The sequence below is a fragment of the Lacipirellula limnantheis genome (assembly GCF_007746075.1).
In the GTDB taxonomy this organism is placed as follows: Bacteria; Planctomycetota; Planctomycetia; order Pirellulales; family Lacipirellulaceae; genus Lacipirellula; species Lacipirellula limnantheis.
In genome coordinates this window covers 4,299,911-4,318,142 of the sequence record NZ_CP036339.1, presented here as the reverse complement: position 1 = coordinate 4,318,142, position 18,232 = coordinate 4,299,911, and the positions used below count along the sequence as shown (strand labels likewise).

Here is an 18,232-nt window from a genome sequence, read left to right as displayed (position 1 = left end):
TCGAAGGGAATCGATTTCATGGCTGACGAATCTCATCAAGTCGAACAGGATGAGATCGAGCAACTGCTGCGGCAGGCGCAAGAAGGAGCCGCCGCGGCCGCTCCCAAGCCGGCGGCGCCAGCGGCCCCCACCGCGGCGGCCCCCGCTCCCCCGCGACCCAAGCCGCCCGGACCTCCGAGCGACGGTTCGATCTCGCAAGACGACATCGAGCTGTTGCTGCAGAAGGCCGAGATGGCCCTCGCCTCGGTGGATGAGCCAGTCGCTTCGGTTCCCAGCGGCGTCAAGACCTTCAAGTTCAACGAATTCGCCGGAGCTCCGCCGAGCACCGAGGCCGCGACGCTCGAATTGATGCGTGACGTGCAGCTCGATCTCACCATCGAGCTGGGCCGCACCCACATGCACCTCGAAGAGATTCTCAAGCTGCGTCAGGGAACCGTGGTGCCGCTCGACAAGCTGGCGGGGGACCCGGCCGACATCTACGTCAACGGCCGGTTGATCGCCCGCGGCGAAGTGCTGGTGTTGAACGACAATTTCTGCGTCCGCGTGGCCGAACTCATCGTGGGCGAGAGCGCCGTAGCTTAATGAATCGAACTTCTCGACCGTTCGAGCAGGTTTGTCGCCTGACGACGCGATGGGCGGCCATCGGGTGCGTCGGTTGGGGACTCGTTACGTCAACGGCCGGCTGTGCTAACTGGCGCCGACACAAGATCGTCCCCGACTCGGTTGCCACCTGTCGGCAGTTGTCGTGCGATGCGGTCGCCGCGGCCGAACGGGGCGAAACCGACGAAGCGTGCAAGCTGCTGGAACATGCCGTCGCCGCCGGCCCGCGCGACGCCGACGCCCGCCGGCAATACTCCGAGGCCCTTTGGAAAAAGGGGGAGCGCGAAGAAGCCGCCATCCAGATGCAGACAGCGGTGCAACTCGACGCGCAGCACGCGCCGACCGTCGTGCGCTGCGGCGAAATGCTTCTCGGACTTGGCTTTGCCGACCGCGCGCTCGTCAAGGCCGAAGAAGCGATTGCGCTCGACCCCACGCTGGCCGGCGCTTGGGAATTGCGCGGTCGCGTCTATCGCCATCGCGGCGAACTTGAAAACGCCCTGGCCGACATGCACCAGGCGCTGCGGTACAGTCCGAACAATGGCAATGTTTTGCAACTGACCGCCGAGCTCCAGTACCAATCTGGCCACGCCCAGCGCTGCTTGACGACGCTGCATCATTTGTTCGAGGCCGCCCCGCCCGGCGAAGAGCCGCGCGAGGCGCTCTGGCTCGCCGGCATGGCCTACGGCGCCGTCGGCCGGCCCGAGGAGGCGGTGAGCAACCTCTACGCCGCCAGCCAGAAGGGCGAAGCGCCGCCCGAACTCCTCTACCAACTGGCGCTTGCGCAGGACAACGCCGGCCAAGCAGCCGAAGCGACCGCGACGGTGCGACAAGCGCTCGCATTGAACAGCGGACATCAGGGGAGCCAATTGCTGCTGGCCAAGCTCGAAGGGGCTGGCCTTCCCGGCGTCGATGCGCCGATCCGGCGGTAGCGTCCGGCATAACCGGCACGACCGGCGCGTACGATTGCGATCCCTATCGGCCGCCGCGTGCGAGTTTCTGCATTCCCCCGCGGCGTCGGCCGCGTGAGGTAGATTTGCCTCGGAAGTTTGCTGCGGCGGCTTCCTCCCGCCTGGGCCGTTGCCACGGCTCGCCACCCCTTCCTGTAGATTGGAGCCCTGCCATGTCGAGCACGATGGTTACCGACGAAACGACGTTCATCGACCGTCGCAACATGCTCGGCCCGACCGAAGGTCCGGGACGCGAACGTCGCCAGTTCGTCAACAGCTACACGGAGCTTTCCCCCGACGCGGCCGAGCTCGCCCGCGCGATCGACACGTACAAACTCTCGCACCGCCGCCGCTTCATTAACTTCGAAGAGATGCTGTCGATCTTCAAGTCGCTCGGCTACTCGCGCTAGGCGACGCAGCGGAATGCCCCGCACGGGGTGCGCTGCGAGTAATCGACGCGCAACCGACCGTTACTGCGCACGCAGCAGCGCCTGGCGCAAATCGCGGCCGCTCACAAAGCCGAGGCTGCGGCCGCCGAGCCCAACCACATGGCCCAGGGCGTCTTCCGCCACGTTCAACTTGCCGAGCGCCGACAAGAACGTTTCGTTCTCCGTCAGCTCGACGAAAGGCTCGGGATGAAGCTCGGTCTCGTTGCTCTCTAGAAACAGATCGATCGCCCGCACGAAGCCGACTAGCTGCCGCTTCTGCTGGGGATCTTCGACCGGCAGCAGCGCTCGATTGTAGCGCTGGGCGAGCCGCAGCATATCGCTGCGGCTCATGGTCGTCGTTACGCGCACCATGCGGCTCGTCGGCACGGCATAGTTCTTCACCGGCTGACCGCCGATGGCGAGCATGGTTTGCGCCAGCGTTCGTTGCACCGGCCGCAGCAGTCCCGCTTCGTGCCCTTCGACCAGCATCGCGGTCAACTCGCGGCGCGCCAGCGACAAACGTAGTTCCTGCGGCCGCTCGCGAGTGAAGAGTTGCAGCACAAGGCTGAGCAGCCAGAGCAAAAACGTAATCGGCGCGAACAGCACGGCCGCCACGACCACGATCGGCGTCGAGCGCCGCATCAGTCGATTCGGGGCGTTGAAGAAGACGTTCTTCGGCAGCAGGTCGCCGCAAATAAACATGAACGGCGTCACCAGCAGCGGCGGCAGGACGCTGGCGAGCACTCCCCCCTGGGGCCAAATCGCCTCGGTTGCCATGACCACGGAAAGCGACGTCAGGTCGTTCGCCAGGTTATTCCCCACCAGCGCCGTCGCGACGAAGATCGACGGTTGATTGGCAAACCAGAGCAGGATCCGCGACATGCGGTCGCCGGCGATCCCTTCCATCACCAGCCGCAACCGGCTGAGGCGGAAGAATCCGGTTTCCGTCCCGCTGAAGAATGCGTTCATCGACAACGCGCCGAGAAACAGGGCGAAGGCTCCAATCATGGCAGCGGCCCTCCGGCAGGCGGAATCCGCAGTTCCACTTTCACGGCGCCCGTATCGCCGACCTCAATGACCCGCAAGTGAAAGCCGCTCCACAGCAACTCGTCTCCTTCGACCGGAATTCGCTGCAGTTGCTCCTGCAAGATCCCCGCGACCGTCACGCTGCGCGACGGCTCCAGCGGCACGTCGAAGTGCCGGCTCAGCCGCCGCAAGTTGGTCATCCCCGTGACATGCCAACGGTCGGGCGCCACCGGCACGATCGACGAAGTCGCCAGCAATCTCGCGCTACGGCTCGACTGTTCCTCGAAGATCGTCTCCAGCACGTCCTCGATCGTCACGATGCCGATAGTTTCGCCGTATTCGTTGACCACCGCCGCGACGTCGCGCTCCTGCCGTCGCAGTTCGTCGAGAATCGAGGCGACCGTGGCGCACCAAGGAACATACACGACCGGTTGGGCGAACTTCTCCAAATGGTGGCGCGGAATCACCGAGAGTTGTCGGAGCGGAATCGCGGCGGCGATGTCGTCGCTATCGTCCTCGGTGATCAACAGGTAACCCGCCTGCGGCAACTCGCCCTGCAGTTGCTCGAGGTGGACCGGCGCTGCGAATACCTGATACTGGTTTCGCGGCCGCATCAGCTCTTCGGCCGGCAACTCCGATAGCAGCACGATGTTCCGCAGAGCGGATTGCTCCAGCGCCGCCAGCTGCGCGTCGCTCGTGGAGAGTTCGATCGCCCGCTCGAGATCGCTGATCTCCAAATAGGGTTCGCGCTCGAAGTTTGGCAGCAGCACGCGCTGCAGCAAGTTGTTCGCCGCGGCGAACAGCGGCATGAGCGGATCGATCACTCGCACCATGGCCGCCAAAGGCAAGCTGCAGAGGCTGGCGAACACTCGCGGCTGCTGCACGCCAATGGTCTTCGGCAGCATCTCGCCGAAGACAATCATTCCCAGCAGCGAGCAAGCCATCAGCACGGCGGCTTCGCTGTGTCGGCTGGCTGCGTGCAGGCGATACTCGACCGCCGAACCGACGACGAAGAAGCCGAAGTTAAAAATCAGGTTCCAGAACAGAATGGCCGTCAGCAACCGGTCAGGCCGCCCGATCAACTCGACCGCCGTCCGCTGCGCGGCGTTGCCCTTCTGCAGGGCTCGTCGATCGTCGGGCTGCAGCGAAAAAATCGCCGCCTCCGAGCACGAGCAGAAGGCGGAGAACGCCGTCAGCACGAGCATCGCGGCGAAATAGAGGCCAAATTCTTGGATCATGGGGGCGTGCGCTGCTAAATGTCTCGCGCGGTCGTCCGCCCGGTGGCGACGTCGAACTCAAAGATCGCGGGGATCAGCAGCGTTGCCGTTGCAAATCCGTACATGAGGATGGTCACCAGCGCCGCGGCGCCGTAACTCAATTGCAGGAACGTCGAAATGACGTAAAACGTGGCGAACGGCGCAAGCATCGAGGCCCACCAAATCGCCGGCGACGGATTGCGCCGCCCCAGGGCGAAGAAGAGCCCTGCCCCGCCTCCGAGCATAAAGGCCGCAAACGACAACAATTGGTTCTCGAAGTTCGCCTGAAACGCGACCATCATCCGCATGCACACGGCCACCCCGAGCAGCAAAAACAGCAGCGTGCCTAGGCTTACGCCGACGGCGGAGCGCGAGTTCGGGTACGTCATCCCCGAATGGACGCCCAGCATCGCCACAAACCCATTGAGCACCAGCAAGCTGCCGAGCATGAACAGCAGATTCTCCGTCGTGATCCGGTCAAACCACCAGCAGACCACGCATAACAACGCCGGTAGCAAAATCATTTCCTTAGCGTTGTAGAGCACGCCGCCCAGCTTGCCGAAGATGATCTCCTTCGGGGACAGGTCGGTCACCAGCAGCAAGTCGAGCGCCCCGGCGTCTCGTTCGTTGGTGATGGAAGTCACCGCCAACGCATTGACCAGCACCAACCCCAACACAAGCAGCGGAACGACGGCCCGCGAGGCGTCGGGTAGCGCGCCTCCCACGGTCGGCGTGGGCTCGGCCTGCAGCACGCCGTACATCGCCCACGCGCAGGCGGCGAAGATTGCCAGGTACGCAATCTTGATGACGACCACCTTCTTGCCGTAAGCCCAGGTGCAGATCTCACGCCAGAGAATGGGATTATCCCAGACTTCCTTCGTGCGACCCGGAGCGGCGTGAACGTCGCGCGGCGCGTCGGCCAGCGCCCCGTCGTGCGACTCATCGGCCGTCTGCGGCCGCGCTTCGCGCGTCGGGTTCCACACGCGGACGAGCAGAATCGCGAGCGCGTTCAACGCCAACGCCAAGGCCGCCGCAGCGATGGTAAAGAAATCCGACGGCGCGCCGAGCCACGGCGCTCCGGCAAACATTGGCGTGAGGGAAGTTCGCGGCGCCGCCGCGGCGAAAATCGCGCGCACAGGACTGACGGCGACGGCCCATTCGCTCGGCGCGGCGCCGAGCAGTCCGCGCGCGTCGTCACGCAGCGCCGCCACCGCCTCTCCCGCAAGCAGCCAGATCATCAACGCCAGTGCGGTCATCGCCAGCGACTGAAACGTCTTCTCGCGCCACAGCGCAATCGTCGACCCCAGACTCCCCGCCGCGAGCGCCGCCGCCAGCGTCACGCCGAACACCCGCGCGATCTGGCCGTGAGAGACCCCGCCCAGCATTGCCAGCAGCAGGAACAGCGGCACGGCCGACAATATCAGCACGAGCACCGTCAGCATGCTCGCCAGCAACTTGCCGATGACCAACTCCGAATTCGTCATCCGCGTCATCAGCAACAAGTCGAGCGTTCGTCGGTCCTTCTCCTGCGCGACCGCTGCCGCCGTCAGCAGCGCAGAAAATCCAATCGCCATCGCCAACTGCACCGGCGCCAAGAGCGCAAAGATCGCCGAGCCAAAACGGGCGAGGTCCCCCAGCGTCCGCATCGGTTGCGAACCGAAGAGAATCAGCCACGCTGTGCAGACCAGCCCAAACAGCGCGCCAACGTAGATCGCCCGCGAGAGATAGAGCCGCCAGGATCGCGGGGCCGTCGCCAACTCTCGGTTAAAGACGGGCCCAACCAACAAGCTAGGGGTTCCTTTGCGCGACGAAACAATAATTGAAAGGCGGGGCCGCCTGAACGACAACGCGCCGGAGATTGTAGAGATTCTCAATATAGGCGGTTTGCCGCGACCCGTCGAGAAACGCCCCGCCACGCCTCTGGGCGACCAGGCCCCGAGTCGGGCGTCGACAACGCCGATGGCACGCCGCGGTCAATGAACGAGACCGAACGTCGCGGGTCGACGCCGGCGGCCCGTTTCAGGCTCTTGATGCCCTTGGCGGCCTGGCCTCCGCGACGAGCGCATCTCCGCGTCCGAAAGCCGCCTAACCGATACGATCGCTACAGGCCTGCGAGTCGACGGCGCCCCATGGCCCCAGACGCCCGACGCCCTACAATCTAGTGTCGCCGAGCCCGCGCCTTCGTTTAGAATGAGGCGAGCGCCGCTCGGCGCAGCAGCGACCCAGGCGCCAGACACTCAATCCAATATCTTCGGCGACGATTGACCGCGCCGGGGGCATCTACTCACGAAAGGTTGATCATGACTTCGCCCAAGTTTCGCGGCGTTCTCGGTCGGAGCCTCGCCGCTCTGACGGCCGCGGCCATCGGCATGCAGCAAGGCAGCGTCCTCGCTCAGGCGCCTGCTGCCGGCGCCCCCGCGGCGGCAGCCCCGGCTGCAGCCGCTCCCGCCGGCGGCGTCGCCGCCGCGCAAGATCCGTTCACCGTCGAGAATCTCATCGGCGACTCGGTCTCGCTCTCCAACCAAGCCTACCCCGAAGTTGAGAACGCCCTGCAGCGCTTCAAAAACGGCGATTTGCCGGGAGCCAAGGAATATCTCGACATTGCCAAGCAGAAGTATCCGAAGCTCCCCCCGGTCGACTTGATGCTGGCCAAGCTCCAAGTCTTCGCGCGCAACGGCGAGCAGGCTCGCATGCTGCTCGAATCGACCGTCACCAATTATCCCAACGACCCCGAGGCCTACTTGCTGCTGGCCGACCTCGCGTTCGCCGAAGGCCGCACCACCGAGTCGCACGCCTTGTTTGAAAAAGCGAAGTCGCTTGTCGAGAAGTTCAACGAGAACGCCAAGCGTCAGCAGAACTTCCAGATCCGCGTCCTGGCCGGTCTCGCGGCCGTCCACCAACGTCGCCAGCAATGGGAGCCGGCCAACGAGTTGCTCGTCAAATGGGTCGAACTCGATCCCGATAGCGCCGCCGCCCATACCCGCCTGGGCGAAACGATGTTCCGCCTGAAGAAGCCCGCCGACGCCTTCAACGAATTCAAGAAGGCCCGCGAGCTCAACGCCCAGTCGGGCCATCCGTACGTGGTCTTGGGCCAACTCTTCACGCAAGATGCCAAGCTCGACGAAGCGAAAAAGGCGTTCGAGCAAGCCTACAAGGAAGACGGCAAGAACGAGGCCACGTCCCGCGCCTACGCCGAGTGGCTGATCCAGCAGAACCAACTCGACAAGGCCCAGCAGGTCGCCGAGGAAATGCGCAAGAACGCCCCGCAGTCCGTGGCGGCCCTGATGCTCGACGGCCTCGTGGCGAAGATGCGCAACGACGCCGCCGGTGCTGAAGAAGCCCTGACGCAGGTCCTCAGCGTTGATCCCTCCAACGCCGGCGCGATCAACCTGCTGGCGCTGATCCTTTCGGACAGCCCCAATCTGGCCCAGCAAGAAAAGGCGCTCCGCTACGCCCAGATGAACGCCGAGCGGTTCGGCAACAATTCGCAGGCGAACATCACGCTCGCCTGGATCCTGCAAAAGCTCGGTCGCAGCGCCGAATCCGATGCCTTCCTCCAGAAGGCCGTCCAAGGCGGGCAGCTCAACGCCGACTCGGCCTACCTCGTGGCGAAGATCCTCGTGGCCAAGGGCCAAAAAGAGAACGCCGTGAAGGCCCTGGAGCAGGTGCTGCAACAGGCCGGCGCCGGCATGTTCATGTACCGCAAAGAGGCCGAAGCCCTCGTCAAGGAGCTCGGCGGCACGGTGCCGGCGGCGAATCCGGCCTCGCCAGGATCGCCGGCCGCTGCCGCCGCCCCAGCCACGCCAGCTGCGGCGACCGCCGGCGCGACCACGCTGCCAGTGGCGACGCCGCCAGCGAAGTAGCGACCCGCGGAAGCTTTTCTTAGCGCAACAAAAAAGGTAGCGGCAAGTCGATCCGTCGTCTTGCCGCTACCTTTATCCTGAAGCAAAACACGACTAGTGTTTCGCCCTCCCGTCTCTTTGATAGGAGTTATATCGGCGACTCCGCCAACTCCGCTAAAGCCGATTCTGTCCATTTTCAGACCTCGGGGCCTTCGACCTGTAGCCCCAGGCTCCGCCAGGGGATAGCGTCACGCCAAGCGAAGCCTCCCGCAGCATCAATCAAAGCCACCCGGCGTCGCCGGTAGACGAGCTTGCCTTGTTTGGCTCAAGTTGCCGCGTCGATTGTCAAAGCCCGCGGCGTTGATGGGCGAAATGAGCGCATAAAAAAAGAGCGGGCGAGACTCGTTGCCGAGCCCCGCCCACCCTCATTTGCCCCGACCACGGCCCCGCCTCACTCCCCAGTTGGCGCGGCGCGCGTCCGAAGCATTCAAATGTGCTGGTTGCAGCGAATAACCGTCCGGGTCGCCATCGCGATCGGGGGGATATTCTTCGCTGCCGAATCATGCGTCACGCGCGCACCCCCGGCAACCAACGCGCGCAAGTTTGCCCATGCTTTCACCCCGCCGCGACCGCTACAATCGGACCGGCGAACTGGGCGGCCGAAAAGCGGGCCGATTTCGCCCCAACCAGCCGTCAACGTCCGTTCCGACCGCCATCAGCCATGCCCACCGCCGCGACGCAGCTCCCCGAACTTAGCGGATGGTGGCCCTGCGCTCTGGCCCTCCTCCTCTCTGTTGCCGGCTGGGGGGCCCTCCGCCGCGTCCGCGGCGCCACCCTCGCGGCCCCCGCCGTGTGGTGGATCGCCGCCGCCGTTGCCATCGCCGCTGTCGAAGCGATGCTGGCCTATCGCCATCTGCCGCCCACGACGCTGCCGGCGTCCCTCTGGCGCTACGCCGCCGCCGTCGGGACCTTCTGCCCGCTGACGGCGGTCCTCGGCGCCAAGCGACCCCAAGACCGCGGCTGGCAATGGGTCGTCGCCTCGCTGTGGCTCGTGCTGCTCGTGCCGGTCGCGCAGGCGCTCGCCTCCCCCGGCGGCACCCAGCTTGAACTATTTGGCGTCTGGCGCTGGCTCCTCTGGGGCTTCATCGCCATGGGATTGCTCAACTACCTCCCCACGCGCTTTACACTCTCCGCCCTGCTGGTCGCCGGCGCGCAAGCCGTGCTCTTTGGCGCCGCGACCAGCAGCGCCGGTGCTCTGCCGGCCACTACGCGCGTCGCCGCCGCCCTGACCCTCTTCCTCGCCGCTTGCGGCCTCGCGGCGTTCCGCCAGATCGACTCACCACCTGCCGCCCTGCCGCAAACCACGCGCTGGCTCGCCTTTCGAGACGCCTGGGGCGCCTTTTGGGCCCTCCGCGTCCTCCAGCGCGTCAATCAAACCGCGGAACTCAGCCACTGGCCCGTGCGCTTACAATGGAACGGCTTCATCGCCGCCGCCTCCGACACCCCGCCGCCCACGTCGCTCGACGAACCCTTGTCGGGAGCCCTCAACCAGACGCTCGACACGCTCCTCCGCCGCTTCGAGCGAGTCGATTAGCGTGGTCACGCCGCCGCAGTCGGTGCGAACTACTCGCGCTCCGCGTTTAGACGTGAGCGGGAACGCACGGAAACATCCCGTCGGCCGCGAGGGCGCGGCGTCAAACTGCCTCCACCGGCACATACACCGGCCACCACTGCGACTGGCGCACCGCCTCGACCACGTCCCCCAGCGGTTCGCGCGCCAGACCTTGGCGGATTGCCGTCCGCGCCACTTCCACCGCCACCATGCTGGAAGTCGTGCGCAAGTCCGCGTTCGAGGGAAGCAGGGACGCCCCCGGCGTCGCGGCCGGAGCCTGCCCGGCGACGGCCTGCGCCGCCGCGAAAATCATTTCGTCGGACACCATCGAGGCCCGTGAGACGACGACGCCCAGGCCGAGCCCAGGGTACAGCGCGGCATTGTTCGCCTGTCCAATCGCATAGGTCACGCCGTTTAGCTTCACGTCGTCAAACGGTGCTCCCGTGGCGACGAAGGCCTTGCCGTTCGTCCAGGTCAAAATCTGAGTCGGCGTCGCTTCGTGAAGCTCCGTCGGATTGGAGAGCGGGAAGATGATCGGGTGCTCCGTCGCTGCCGCCATCGACCGCACGATCTTTTCAGTGAACTGCTGCGGCGTGGTCGACGTGCCGATCAGGATCGTCGGCTTCACCGTGGCGACGACCGTGGCCAGGTCGATGATCCCTCCTTTCGCCGCGGCCGCCGATCGTAGTGCCGCCATCTTCGGCCAGCGAGTTTCCGCCGCCGGAATCGGTTCGCACGGAGTGCGCTGCAGCGGGGCCACCTCTTGTTCGTCGCGAGCGTAGGGACGCTGGTAGTCGAGCAGTCCCTCCTTCATTTCGGCGGTCAGCAGGCCAGGGAGATCAACCAGCCAAATCCGACGCGCGGCTTCCTCCGGCTTCAAGCCATGCCGCACCATCAGGTCGCGAATCTGATCGGCGATGCCTACCCCCGCTGTGCCGGAGCCGAAGATGACGACGCGCTGTTCGGTCCAGGCGGTTCCCGTGCGCTCCACGGCGTTCAGCAGTCCCGACAGCACAATGGCGCCGGTCCCCTGCATGTCGTCATTGAACGTCGACGCGTTGTCTCGGTAGCGGCTCAGGATGCGGCGGGCGTTGGTCGAGCCGAAATCTTCCCAATGCAACATCGCCTTCGGGAATAGCTTTTTGGCCGCCGTCACATAGGCGTCAATGAAATCGTCATAGGCTTTCCCACGAATGCGGCTGTGCCGATAGCCGATGTACATCGGATCGTTGAGCAACTTTTCATTGTTGGTGCCGACGTCAAGAATCACCGGCACGACTCGGTGCGGGTCGATCCCCGCCGCCGCCGTGTAGACGGCCAGCTTGCCGATCGAGATATCGATGCCGTTGGAGCCCCAATCGCCGATGCCAAGAATCTCCTCCGCATCGCTCGCGACCAGCAGGTCGATGTCTTCCGGCCCTGCGCCGAAATCGGCCAGCTTCGCTTCCACCTGCTGCGGTTCGTCAATGCTCAGAAATACGCCGCGCGGCCGCGTCATCACCTCGCTATAGTTTTCAATCGCCTCGCCGACGACCGGGTCGTATACCACGGGCAGGATTTCCAGCATGTGGCGCTGCAGCAGCGCGTAGAACAACGTCACGTTGTTGTCGTGCAGCCGCCACATGTAGATGTGCTTCTGGAGGTCGGTGGGCGCCGCGTGATAGGCCGCGTAGGCGCGCTCGAGCTGCGGTTCCAGCTCAGTCGTCACCACCGGCGGTAGCAGTCCGTCGAGGCCCAGGGCCGCCCGCTCGGCCTTGGTAAACGCCGTCCCTTTGTTGAGAGCCGGATCGCGCAGCACGTCGTAGCCCCGCGCCGTGGTCGTGATGCGGCGACCGGAGCCGTCCTTGATGACTTTCGCCTGCCTGCTAAACATCCGGAGATCTCCTGAGAATGAAGGAAGACCTACATGCGCCTTCCGCTAGTAATCGACCCCTGCCCGCTTGCATTTATTTCATTGAAAATTCAGGCGCCCGCCACGCCATGTCCGACCATGTTCGCCGGGTTGACGATATCGTCGAAGCGTTTCTCGTCGACGAATCCGCTCTTCAAAGCGGCCGCCTTGAGCGTGATGCCTTCGTCATTGGCCAGGTGAGCGATTTTCGAAGCTTTGTCGTACCCAATCGCCGGCGACAGCGCCGTCACCAGCATCAGCGATTGACCGACCATCGCCTCGATGCGGGGGAGATTCAGCTCCGTTCCTTCGACCGAGTACAGTCGAAATTTCTCGCACGCGTCGCCCAGAATGCGGATCGCGTGCAGCGTGTTGTTGATGATGATCGGCCGCATCGCGTTCAATTCGAAATTCCCTTGGCTCCCTGCAAAGGCGACGGCGTTGTCCTCGCCGATCACCTGGATGCAGACCATCACCATCGCTTCGCATTGAGTCGGATTCACCTTGCCCGGCATGATGGACGAGCCCGGCTCATTCGCCGGCAGGATTAACTCGCCCAAGCCGCAGCGCGGACCCGAGGCGAGCCACCGCATGTCGTTGGCGATCTTCATCAACGCCACCGACAGCCCTCGCACCGCCGCCATCACCGCGACGATCGCGTCGAGCGATCCCTGCGCCGCGAACTTGTTCGGCGCCGTGACGAACGGCCTTGCCGTCAGCTCGGCGATTTTCGCTGCAATCTCTTTGCTGAACCCTGCCGGCGCGTTGAGCCCGGTGCCGACGGCCGTCCCCCCGGCCGCCAGCTCGTAGACCCCCGCCTTCGACGCCGCGATCCGAGCGAGCGCCTCACGGAGTTGCACCGCATAGCCCGACCATTCCTGCCCGACGGTCAGCGGCGTCGCATCCTGCAGATGAGTGCGGCCCGTCTTGACCACCCCCATCCACTGCTGCGACTTCGTCTCGATCGACTGGGCCAGGGCGTCGACGCGCGGCATGAGCGCTTCATCGAGTTCCATGACCGTGGCAACATGCATCGCCGTCGGGAAACTGTCGTTGGACGACTGCCCCATGTTGACGTCATCGTTGGGATGGACCGGCGACTTGCTCCCCAGCACGCCCCCCAAGAGTTGAATGGCTCGATTCGAGAGCACCTCGTTGACGTTCATGTTCGACTGGGTGCCGGAACCAGTCTGCCAAACGTACAGCGGAAAATGATCGTCCAGCTTCCCGGCGATCGCCTCCTCCGCCGCTTGGACGATGGCCGCCGCCTTCCAGGCCGGCAACCGCCCCGCCGCCTCGTTCACCAGCGCCGCGGCCTTCTTCACATAGCCGTAAGCGTGATACACCCGCTTCGGCATGCGATCGTCGCCGATCGAAAAGTGAATCAGCGACCGCTGCGTCTGCGCTCCCCAATACCGGTCGGCCGGCACATCGATCGCGCCCATCGAATCGGTCTCGCGTCGCACTCCCGTTGCCCGAATGCCAATCGGGACGTCAGCCACGACTGGATGCTGTGATTCCACGGTCAAGATTCCCCCCCGGCGAAGAGCAAGCGCGCATGATACGACGGGCGTAATCTAGCGAAGTCCGCCAGAACGGCCAACGCGAGTAGCTTGCATTGTTTCGAGAGAACAACAATTTCACGACCGGGCGCTATGTTCTCATTGCGTTGTATGCTCTTGCCGTCAAGCCATGAGCATGCGAACCCTAAACCGAGCTCACGCCCGCCCCAGCATGTCGACGCTCCGCGATGCGAACAGCCCGCATACGCTCTCCGCCGGTGGGCGGCGTGCTCATCCTCAGGTCCCTTCTTTTGCTGGCCAAGTGCTTAAGTGGTTAGCAATCGCATAGCCCGAGCGACGGAGTTTATGCTGCCGGCGAAAGCCGTCGTCGGACATTATTTTGCAATTTGAGAAGCCATCGGACGGCTTCGCCGTTTCTGATCTTTGATAATCTGTTTCCTTATGCGGGCGTGATCTTTTGAAGTCATCGCCTTCTTGTACTGTTCGTCCCAGCTCCGGGAATCTGCTCGCGCTTGCTCAACCGATTCGCCGTGTTCTTCAAGCCAGCCCACGAGGGCATGGTACTGGCCGGCGAGTTCTTGACGGTAGTTAGGGAGGAATCGCTCCTTCCGGACAACGTAGTGAATGAGCTTCTCCGTGCCGTCTGGTCGGTAAAGCGTCGGATCAGCGCCAGCTTGAAGCAGTTGCATGGCGATGCTGAATCGATCTTCCATGACAGCGAGCATCGCAGGTGTGCCGCCTCTGTACTTGCAGTAGCGGTTTAGATCGGCTCCAGCGGCGACGAGCAACTCAACGCGCTCTTTCATATCTGGGTAATATCGATCGATGACGATATCGAGCGGCGTGAGCTTTGTATTGTCAGCTACGACTAGATTCGGATCGCCGCCATGTTGTAACACCGCCCTTAGGTATTCAATGTCGGGAGATCTGGCGGCAAGATGCGTTACCGACTGGCCTGGCGTGCAGCCGCGATCATAAAACAGAGCCCCGCCCGCAGGATATGGGTGGAATGGCCGACCGGCCGTTCCAAAATCGCTGCTGATAATGACATTCGGATCCGCCCCGTGGTTTAGCAGGCAACGAAATCGCTCATGCTTGCGATCAGGAAGCGCCCACAACAAGGGCGTCATGTTGTCATTGCCGCGGGCATTAACGTTGGCGCCTGCCGAAATGAGCCGTTCCATTTCGGGAACGTCGTTTCTTTCAATCGCATCGCATAATTCGAGAATTTGCGGATCGTCAAAGTAATCCGCCGATTTCCAGCCCGCCAGTGCGTGCCAACGGGATTCTGGGCTCAGCTCGAACTCGATCTCCTTTATTCGCGTCGCTCCCTCGTTCTTGCTAGCCATCGCTTTGCTGTAAGCCTCGCCTTCTTCCTTGGACGCCCCTCCGCGCTGCACTGCATCCATGTGGCGACGAGCCACGGCGTCAGCATCCTTGACGACTTTTGCCAATTGGACGTACTCGTCGTCCTCAAGAAACGCCGCCTTGGCTTGTGCGGCATTAAGGGCCGGCGTCATGATCGTCGTGACGACGGCCGCCGCTTGTTTGTCGCTGAGTCGATTTCGATATTCCCATCCCGGATCATAGCCGTCGCTGAGCTCTGGCGACCATTTGGCGAAACGAGATACGGCGTTCGCAAAAGCAACAGGATCGTTGGCAAGAGCGGGTTGGATCGATTGGCCAATCGTCGCGCTCAGTGCCGCCTTGAGCACTCCCGGATCATCCGCTCCCTTTGCAACAGGCGGGAAGACTTGCTTGTCGATCTGATACCGCGCCTGCCCGGCGAGAAAGAGAAAGCCAGCATCCTCGATCCGTCCGGCGCTTTGGGCCGCCGCTGCCGCCGTCATTAGTTCATAAGTATTCATGCGATCGGCACCGCCGGCACATCCGACCAGCGCAGGGGCTGCGAGTAGGGCGATGACGGACGCAAATTGGCGAAAAGGTTGCAAGGCGGCTCCGACAAGTAACCAATGGTTCAGAAATCAATTAGGTTTCTCAGCTAAACGCTATATGCCGCCGCCGTGAGTGGCGCCGACACCCTCGTGCGTGGGGTAATCAATTCTCGATGCCCTAACCGCGATGGCGTCGCTGTTGCCGTTGGCGACAGGAACTAATCTAACTTAAAAATCGCCCGCCACTTGTATCCGCAGCGATGCCGACACGCGGCCGGCTGGACGTCTTGGATTTGACGGCTATTAACGGCCGAGTGTCGGGGCCACCCTCGCGATACCCTCTCAAGCATCTGATTTTACAGCTTCATTCGCAGCGCCCTCCGCCAGTTGCCGCCGATAAGCAACGGCGCTCTGATAGCGTCCCCAATATCGATTGAGTGCATCGACGATCTCTTGCTGATTCGGGAATTTCTTCAGCTTGATCGCCGTCTTCTGCTTCCCCTTCTCCCCGCGCGCGAAGCTAATCTGCAGCTCTCCGCCGTCCGTCAGCTGGAATTGCCTTACCTCGGCAAACAAGAGCGGCTCGCTCCATTTCGCGAACGACAGTTTTTCAAAGTCGATCGTCAACGCACCCTCTTTGCCCGCAAACGTCACCGCCGGGAAATGTCGAACGACCACCGCCCGCTCCTCCTCCGTCGCCGGCAGATATCGATAGGGGAGCGACTGCTCGTGATAGTTCCGGAACTGCTCCTCGAATTCGTCCCACTGCGCCCGTTCCAGTTCCGCCGCATCGGCGATCCGCTCAAACCATCGCCCATTCCCCGCCAGCGCCAAGAGCGAGCGGGTCTCCGGCATTTCGAGGCGCAGGCCAATCGCTTCCAATCGCTGAGCGAGCGGAGGATGGGTGTCGAATGGATGGGCCAACTCGACTTCACCCGCTCCTGGCTGCGCAAGAAACGACGCCGCGAACTCGGGAAAACCCTGCTCGATTCGCTCGGCGACGTTCGCCTCTTCCAGGGCGACCTCCTCCTCGAAAAGTTGTTGCTCGACCTTGCGGCGATACGCAGCGTAGGCAATCACGCGGGTCAGCGCGCCCGCGACTGCCGGCGCTGAAGTCGCCTCCCGCGCAATTCGATCAGCGCGAAACTCACGTTCCCGACTCAACCGCGACAGCGATAGCTCAAATAGCGCCCGAAAGAAATTCATAAAATAGAACACCGGCAGCGCCGCCCCTCCCTGCCGCAAGGAGCCGAGGTAATGGGCGTATTTGTTCAACAGCGGTGCAATTTTTTTCGAGTAAAGCGTGTCGTTGCCGCTGAAATGGGCCATTTCATGCGCGAGAATCGCGTCGGCTTCCTCGTCATGCAGCTGCTTGAGCAACGACAAGCTTACGAACAGCGTTCGCCCTTCGTATGTTTGATCGTTCACCGTCACCGGCAGTTCCGTGACGAAAAAGTTGTTGTCGATCCCCAGAATGACGTTATCCGGCGGGGTCGTGCCCACTTTGTCGCAAATCTCGCGCAGCCGCTGGAACAGCGGCGCATTCGCCGCCGAAACGGCCGGTTTGCCTGCAACTCGGTTGACTATCGGCGTTCGTTTGAAAATCCCGGCGATCACCGCGCCGATGCCGGCCAAGGCGAGAACGCCCGCGATGATGATGAGCTTGACGAAATAGGCTTCAAACCAGAACGCGGTGACCCAAAACGACAGCGCGATCAGCAACACGCCGGTCACAATGGCTTGGAACGCGCCGTAAATCCGCAGTACATGCCATCCGGCCGATAGGCAAAGGTACTGCGCTGGCGGGGAGCGCATCGAGATCGGGATGCAGGCGCCGACGAGCGCCAGAACGATCAGTCCCGCCGCCAGCGACCAGAGCGATAACCGGATCATCCAGCGAAACGTGGCGTAGTAGAACCGCAGTTGCGCCGGAAGATCGAGGTCGACTGCTCCGCTCGCCTCTAGCTTTGAGACCGGATTCTCTGTGAAGAACTGAATCGCAGCGGTCTTCTCTTCGGGCGATAAGCCGTCGTCTGCATTCACGCCTTGGATGATTCCTTGGAGCGCGTCGGCGTCAAAGCTCGCCTCCACGTGATTGAAGAACCAGAGCGACGCCGCCGGCACAGCGAAAATCAACAACGCCGGCCAAACAAACGTCTTGGCAAAGCCGGGTGTCGGGGCCTTCACGGAAGGGCGAGACATGTCGTGTGCTCCTCAAGCGACGCCCGCAGGAAAATATCGAACGGGGAGACGACAGATTTTGCCCAGCCGACCCGGGAAATACCATAGTAGAATTCAGACCGAAAAATCATTAACGCGGCCCTCCGCCGACGCGACTGGCGTCCTGCCAATAAGAGGCGCCCGTGCGGTTGCAATTAACGGCTGGCGGCAGGTTGACCACAGTCCGGTTCCCAGCCAGCCAATCGGCAGGCAAGCTCCTCTGGCGCTTCTCACTCGCCTCGACGAGAGCCTTTCTTTCGCCAGCCAATCGAAAAAATAATCCCGCAGACTTTACCACAGAAATTGGCCACCCAACCTGCTACCGTACGGATGAATCGGTCCGCTCATTGATAACTCGATGGCCCAGCCGCTTGCACACCGCAAAGCAAACGACGACAGCCGCACGATCCCGGCGCGACGATGGCGAGTTTTGTCCATTTGTTGCAAGTCGGCCAAGTTCCCTCGGCGGCCTTGGCACACATGTCCGACTTGGCAGACAGGCAGAGACCCCGTCTTCCGCAGACCAACGCCCGCTACCGTAGCGTCAGCTGTCAAATTGTCGCCCGTGATCTCGAGCGTAACCTCAGTCGCGACAGCAACTTCGGCTTTCTGTCGCTAAAAATGAGCGCCGCGACAGAATTCAGACGCGGCGACAAAATTCAGTAACTGCGACAGAAAGCGGACCGCCGGCCCGGCGGCTAAACTTGCCAGCCGGAGCCAAAGCTCGTGCGTATCGGGAGCCGGCGCTCAACACCGGCGCGGCTGCGATTTCTCTCGCCAATTGTGTCGCCGGATGTGCTCGTCGCAAATGCAACCAGCGAAGCGACTTGTGACTTCTGTCGCCAAAAGCGCGTCCCGCGACAGAAGTTCAGCGACAAAAAGCAAGTGCCGTGGAAAGCGGACGGAAGGATGAGGACCAACGAACGTCAACAAGGAACGTCAAAACGCCTGATCATCCGTGTCCATCAGCGTTCATCCGCTGTTCCAACTCC

At 62.9% G+C, this 18,232-nt stretch carries 12 protein-coding genes; 5 read left to right on the top strand and 7 right to left on the bottom strand.

Annotated elements, in window-relative coordinates; all coding sequences use genetic code 11:
- Positions 1-18: 18 nt before the first annotated feature.
- The 3 genes from fliN to I41_RS16615 all read left to right on the top strand — a co-directional run bounded on the left by fliN (position 19) and on the right by I41_RS16615 (position 1,957).
- Entirely contained in the window at positions 19-582 is a 564-nt protein-coding gene (gene fliN, locus I41_RS16625; RefSeq protein ID WP_145434035.1) for a flagellar motor switch protein FliN, read from the top strand.
- Positions 582-1,529 carry a tetratricopeptide repeat protein gene (locus tag I41_RS16620; RefSeq protein ID WP_145434034.1) on the top strand — a complete coding sequence of 316 codons (948 nt, stop codon included), beginning with the start codon at positions 582-584 and terminating at the stop codon, positions 1,527-1,529. Before fliN ends, I41_RS16620 begins: the two co-directional genes overlap by 1 nt.
- 191 nt (positions 1,530-1,720) lie before the next feature.
- The gene (locus I41_RS16615; protein ID WP_145434033.1) at positions 1,721-1,957 is read left to right on the top strand and encodes a hypothetical protein; all 237 of its coding nucleotides are present in this window, start codon (positions 1,721-1,723) and stop codon (positions 1,955-1,957) included.
- Between the two features lie 60 nt (positions 1,958-2,017).
- Here I41_RS16615 and I41_RS16610 read toward each other — a convergent pair whose 3' ends face one another.
- From I41_RS16610 to I41_RS16600, 3 genes are read right to left on the bottom strand one after another with little or no spacing between them, the layout of a single operon-like run.
- A complete protein-coding gene (locus I41_RS16610; RefSeq protein WP_145434032.1) occupies positions 2,018-2,983 on the bottom strand; it encodes a CNNM domain-containing protein in 966 nt (321 codons plus the stop codon).
- A complete protein-coding gene (locus I41_RS16605; RefSeq protein WP_145434031.1) occupies positions 2,980-4,239 on the bottom strand; it encodes a CNNM domain-containing protein in 1,260 nt (419 codons plus the stop codon). The genes I41_RS16610 and I41_RS16605 overlap by 4 nt, the downstream gene beginning before the upstream one ends.
- A 14-nt stretch (positions 4,240-4,253) precedes the next feature.
- Positions 4,254-6,044 (bottom strand): ABC transporter permease, encoded by a 1,791-nt coding sequence (locus I41_RS16600; RefSeq protein ID WP_145434030.1) that lies wholly within the window; start codon positions 6,042-6,044, stop codon positions 4,254-4,256.
- A 513-nt stretch (positions 6,045-6,557) separates the two neighbouring features.
- On the opposite strand from I41_RS16600, the gene I41_RS16595 reads away from it, so the two are divergent.
- Both I41_RS16595 and I41_RS16590 read left to right on the top strand, forming a co-directional pair.
- Positions 6,558-8,120: a tetratricopeptide repeat protein gene (locus I41_RS16595; protein ID WP_145434029.1), complete on the top strand. Its 1,563-nt coding sequence runs from the start codon at positions 6,558-6,560 to the stop codon at positions 8,118-8,120.
- A gap of 700 nt (positions 8,121-8,820) precedes the next feature.
- Positions 8,821-9,693: a hypothetical protein gene (locus I41_RS16590; RefSeq protein WP_145434028.1), complete on the top strand. Its 873-nt coding sequence runs from the start codon at positions 8,821-8,823 to the stop codon at positions 9,691-9,693.
- 100 nt (positions 9,694-9,793) lie between these two features.
- On the opposite strand, the gene I41_RS16585 is transcribed toward I41_RS16590, so the two are convergent.
- From I41_RS16585 to I41_RS16570, 4 genes are all read right to left on the bottom strand, one after another.
- A complete protein-coding gene (locus I41_RS16585; RefSeq protein ID WP_145434027.1) occupies positions 9,794-11,584 on the bottom strand; it encodes an NAD-dependent malic enzyme in 1,791 nt (596 codons plus the stop codon).
- A gap of 89 nt (positions 11,585-11,673) precedes the next feature.
- Positions 11,674-13,125, bottom strand: a complete 1,452-nt coding sequence (fumC, locus tag I41_RS16580; protein WP_246133689.1) for a class II fumarate hydratase — start codon at positions 13,123-13,125, stop codon at positions 11,674-11,676.
- Between the two features lie 374 nt (positions 13,126-13,499).
- Positions 13,500-14,840: an ankyrin repeat domain-containing protein gene (locus tag I41_RS16575; protein ID WP_145434025.1), complete on the bottom strand. Its 1,341-nt coding sequence runs from the start codon at positions 14,838-14,840 to the stop codon at positions 13,500-13,502.
- Positions 14,841-15,362: 522 nt separating this feature from the next.
- Positions 15,363-17,222, bottom strand: a complete 1,860-nt coding sequence (locus I41_RS16570; protein ID WP_145434024.1) for a M48 family metallopeptidase — start codon at positions 17,220-17,222, stop codon at positions 15,363-15,365.
- Positions 17,223-18,232: the final 1,010 nt, after the last annotated feature.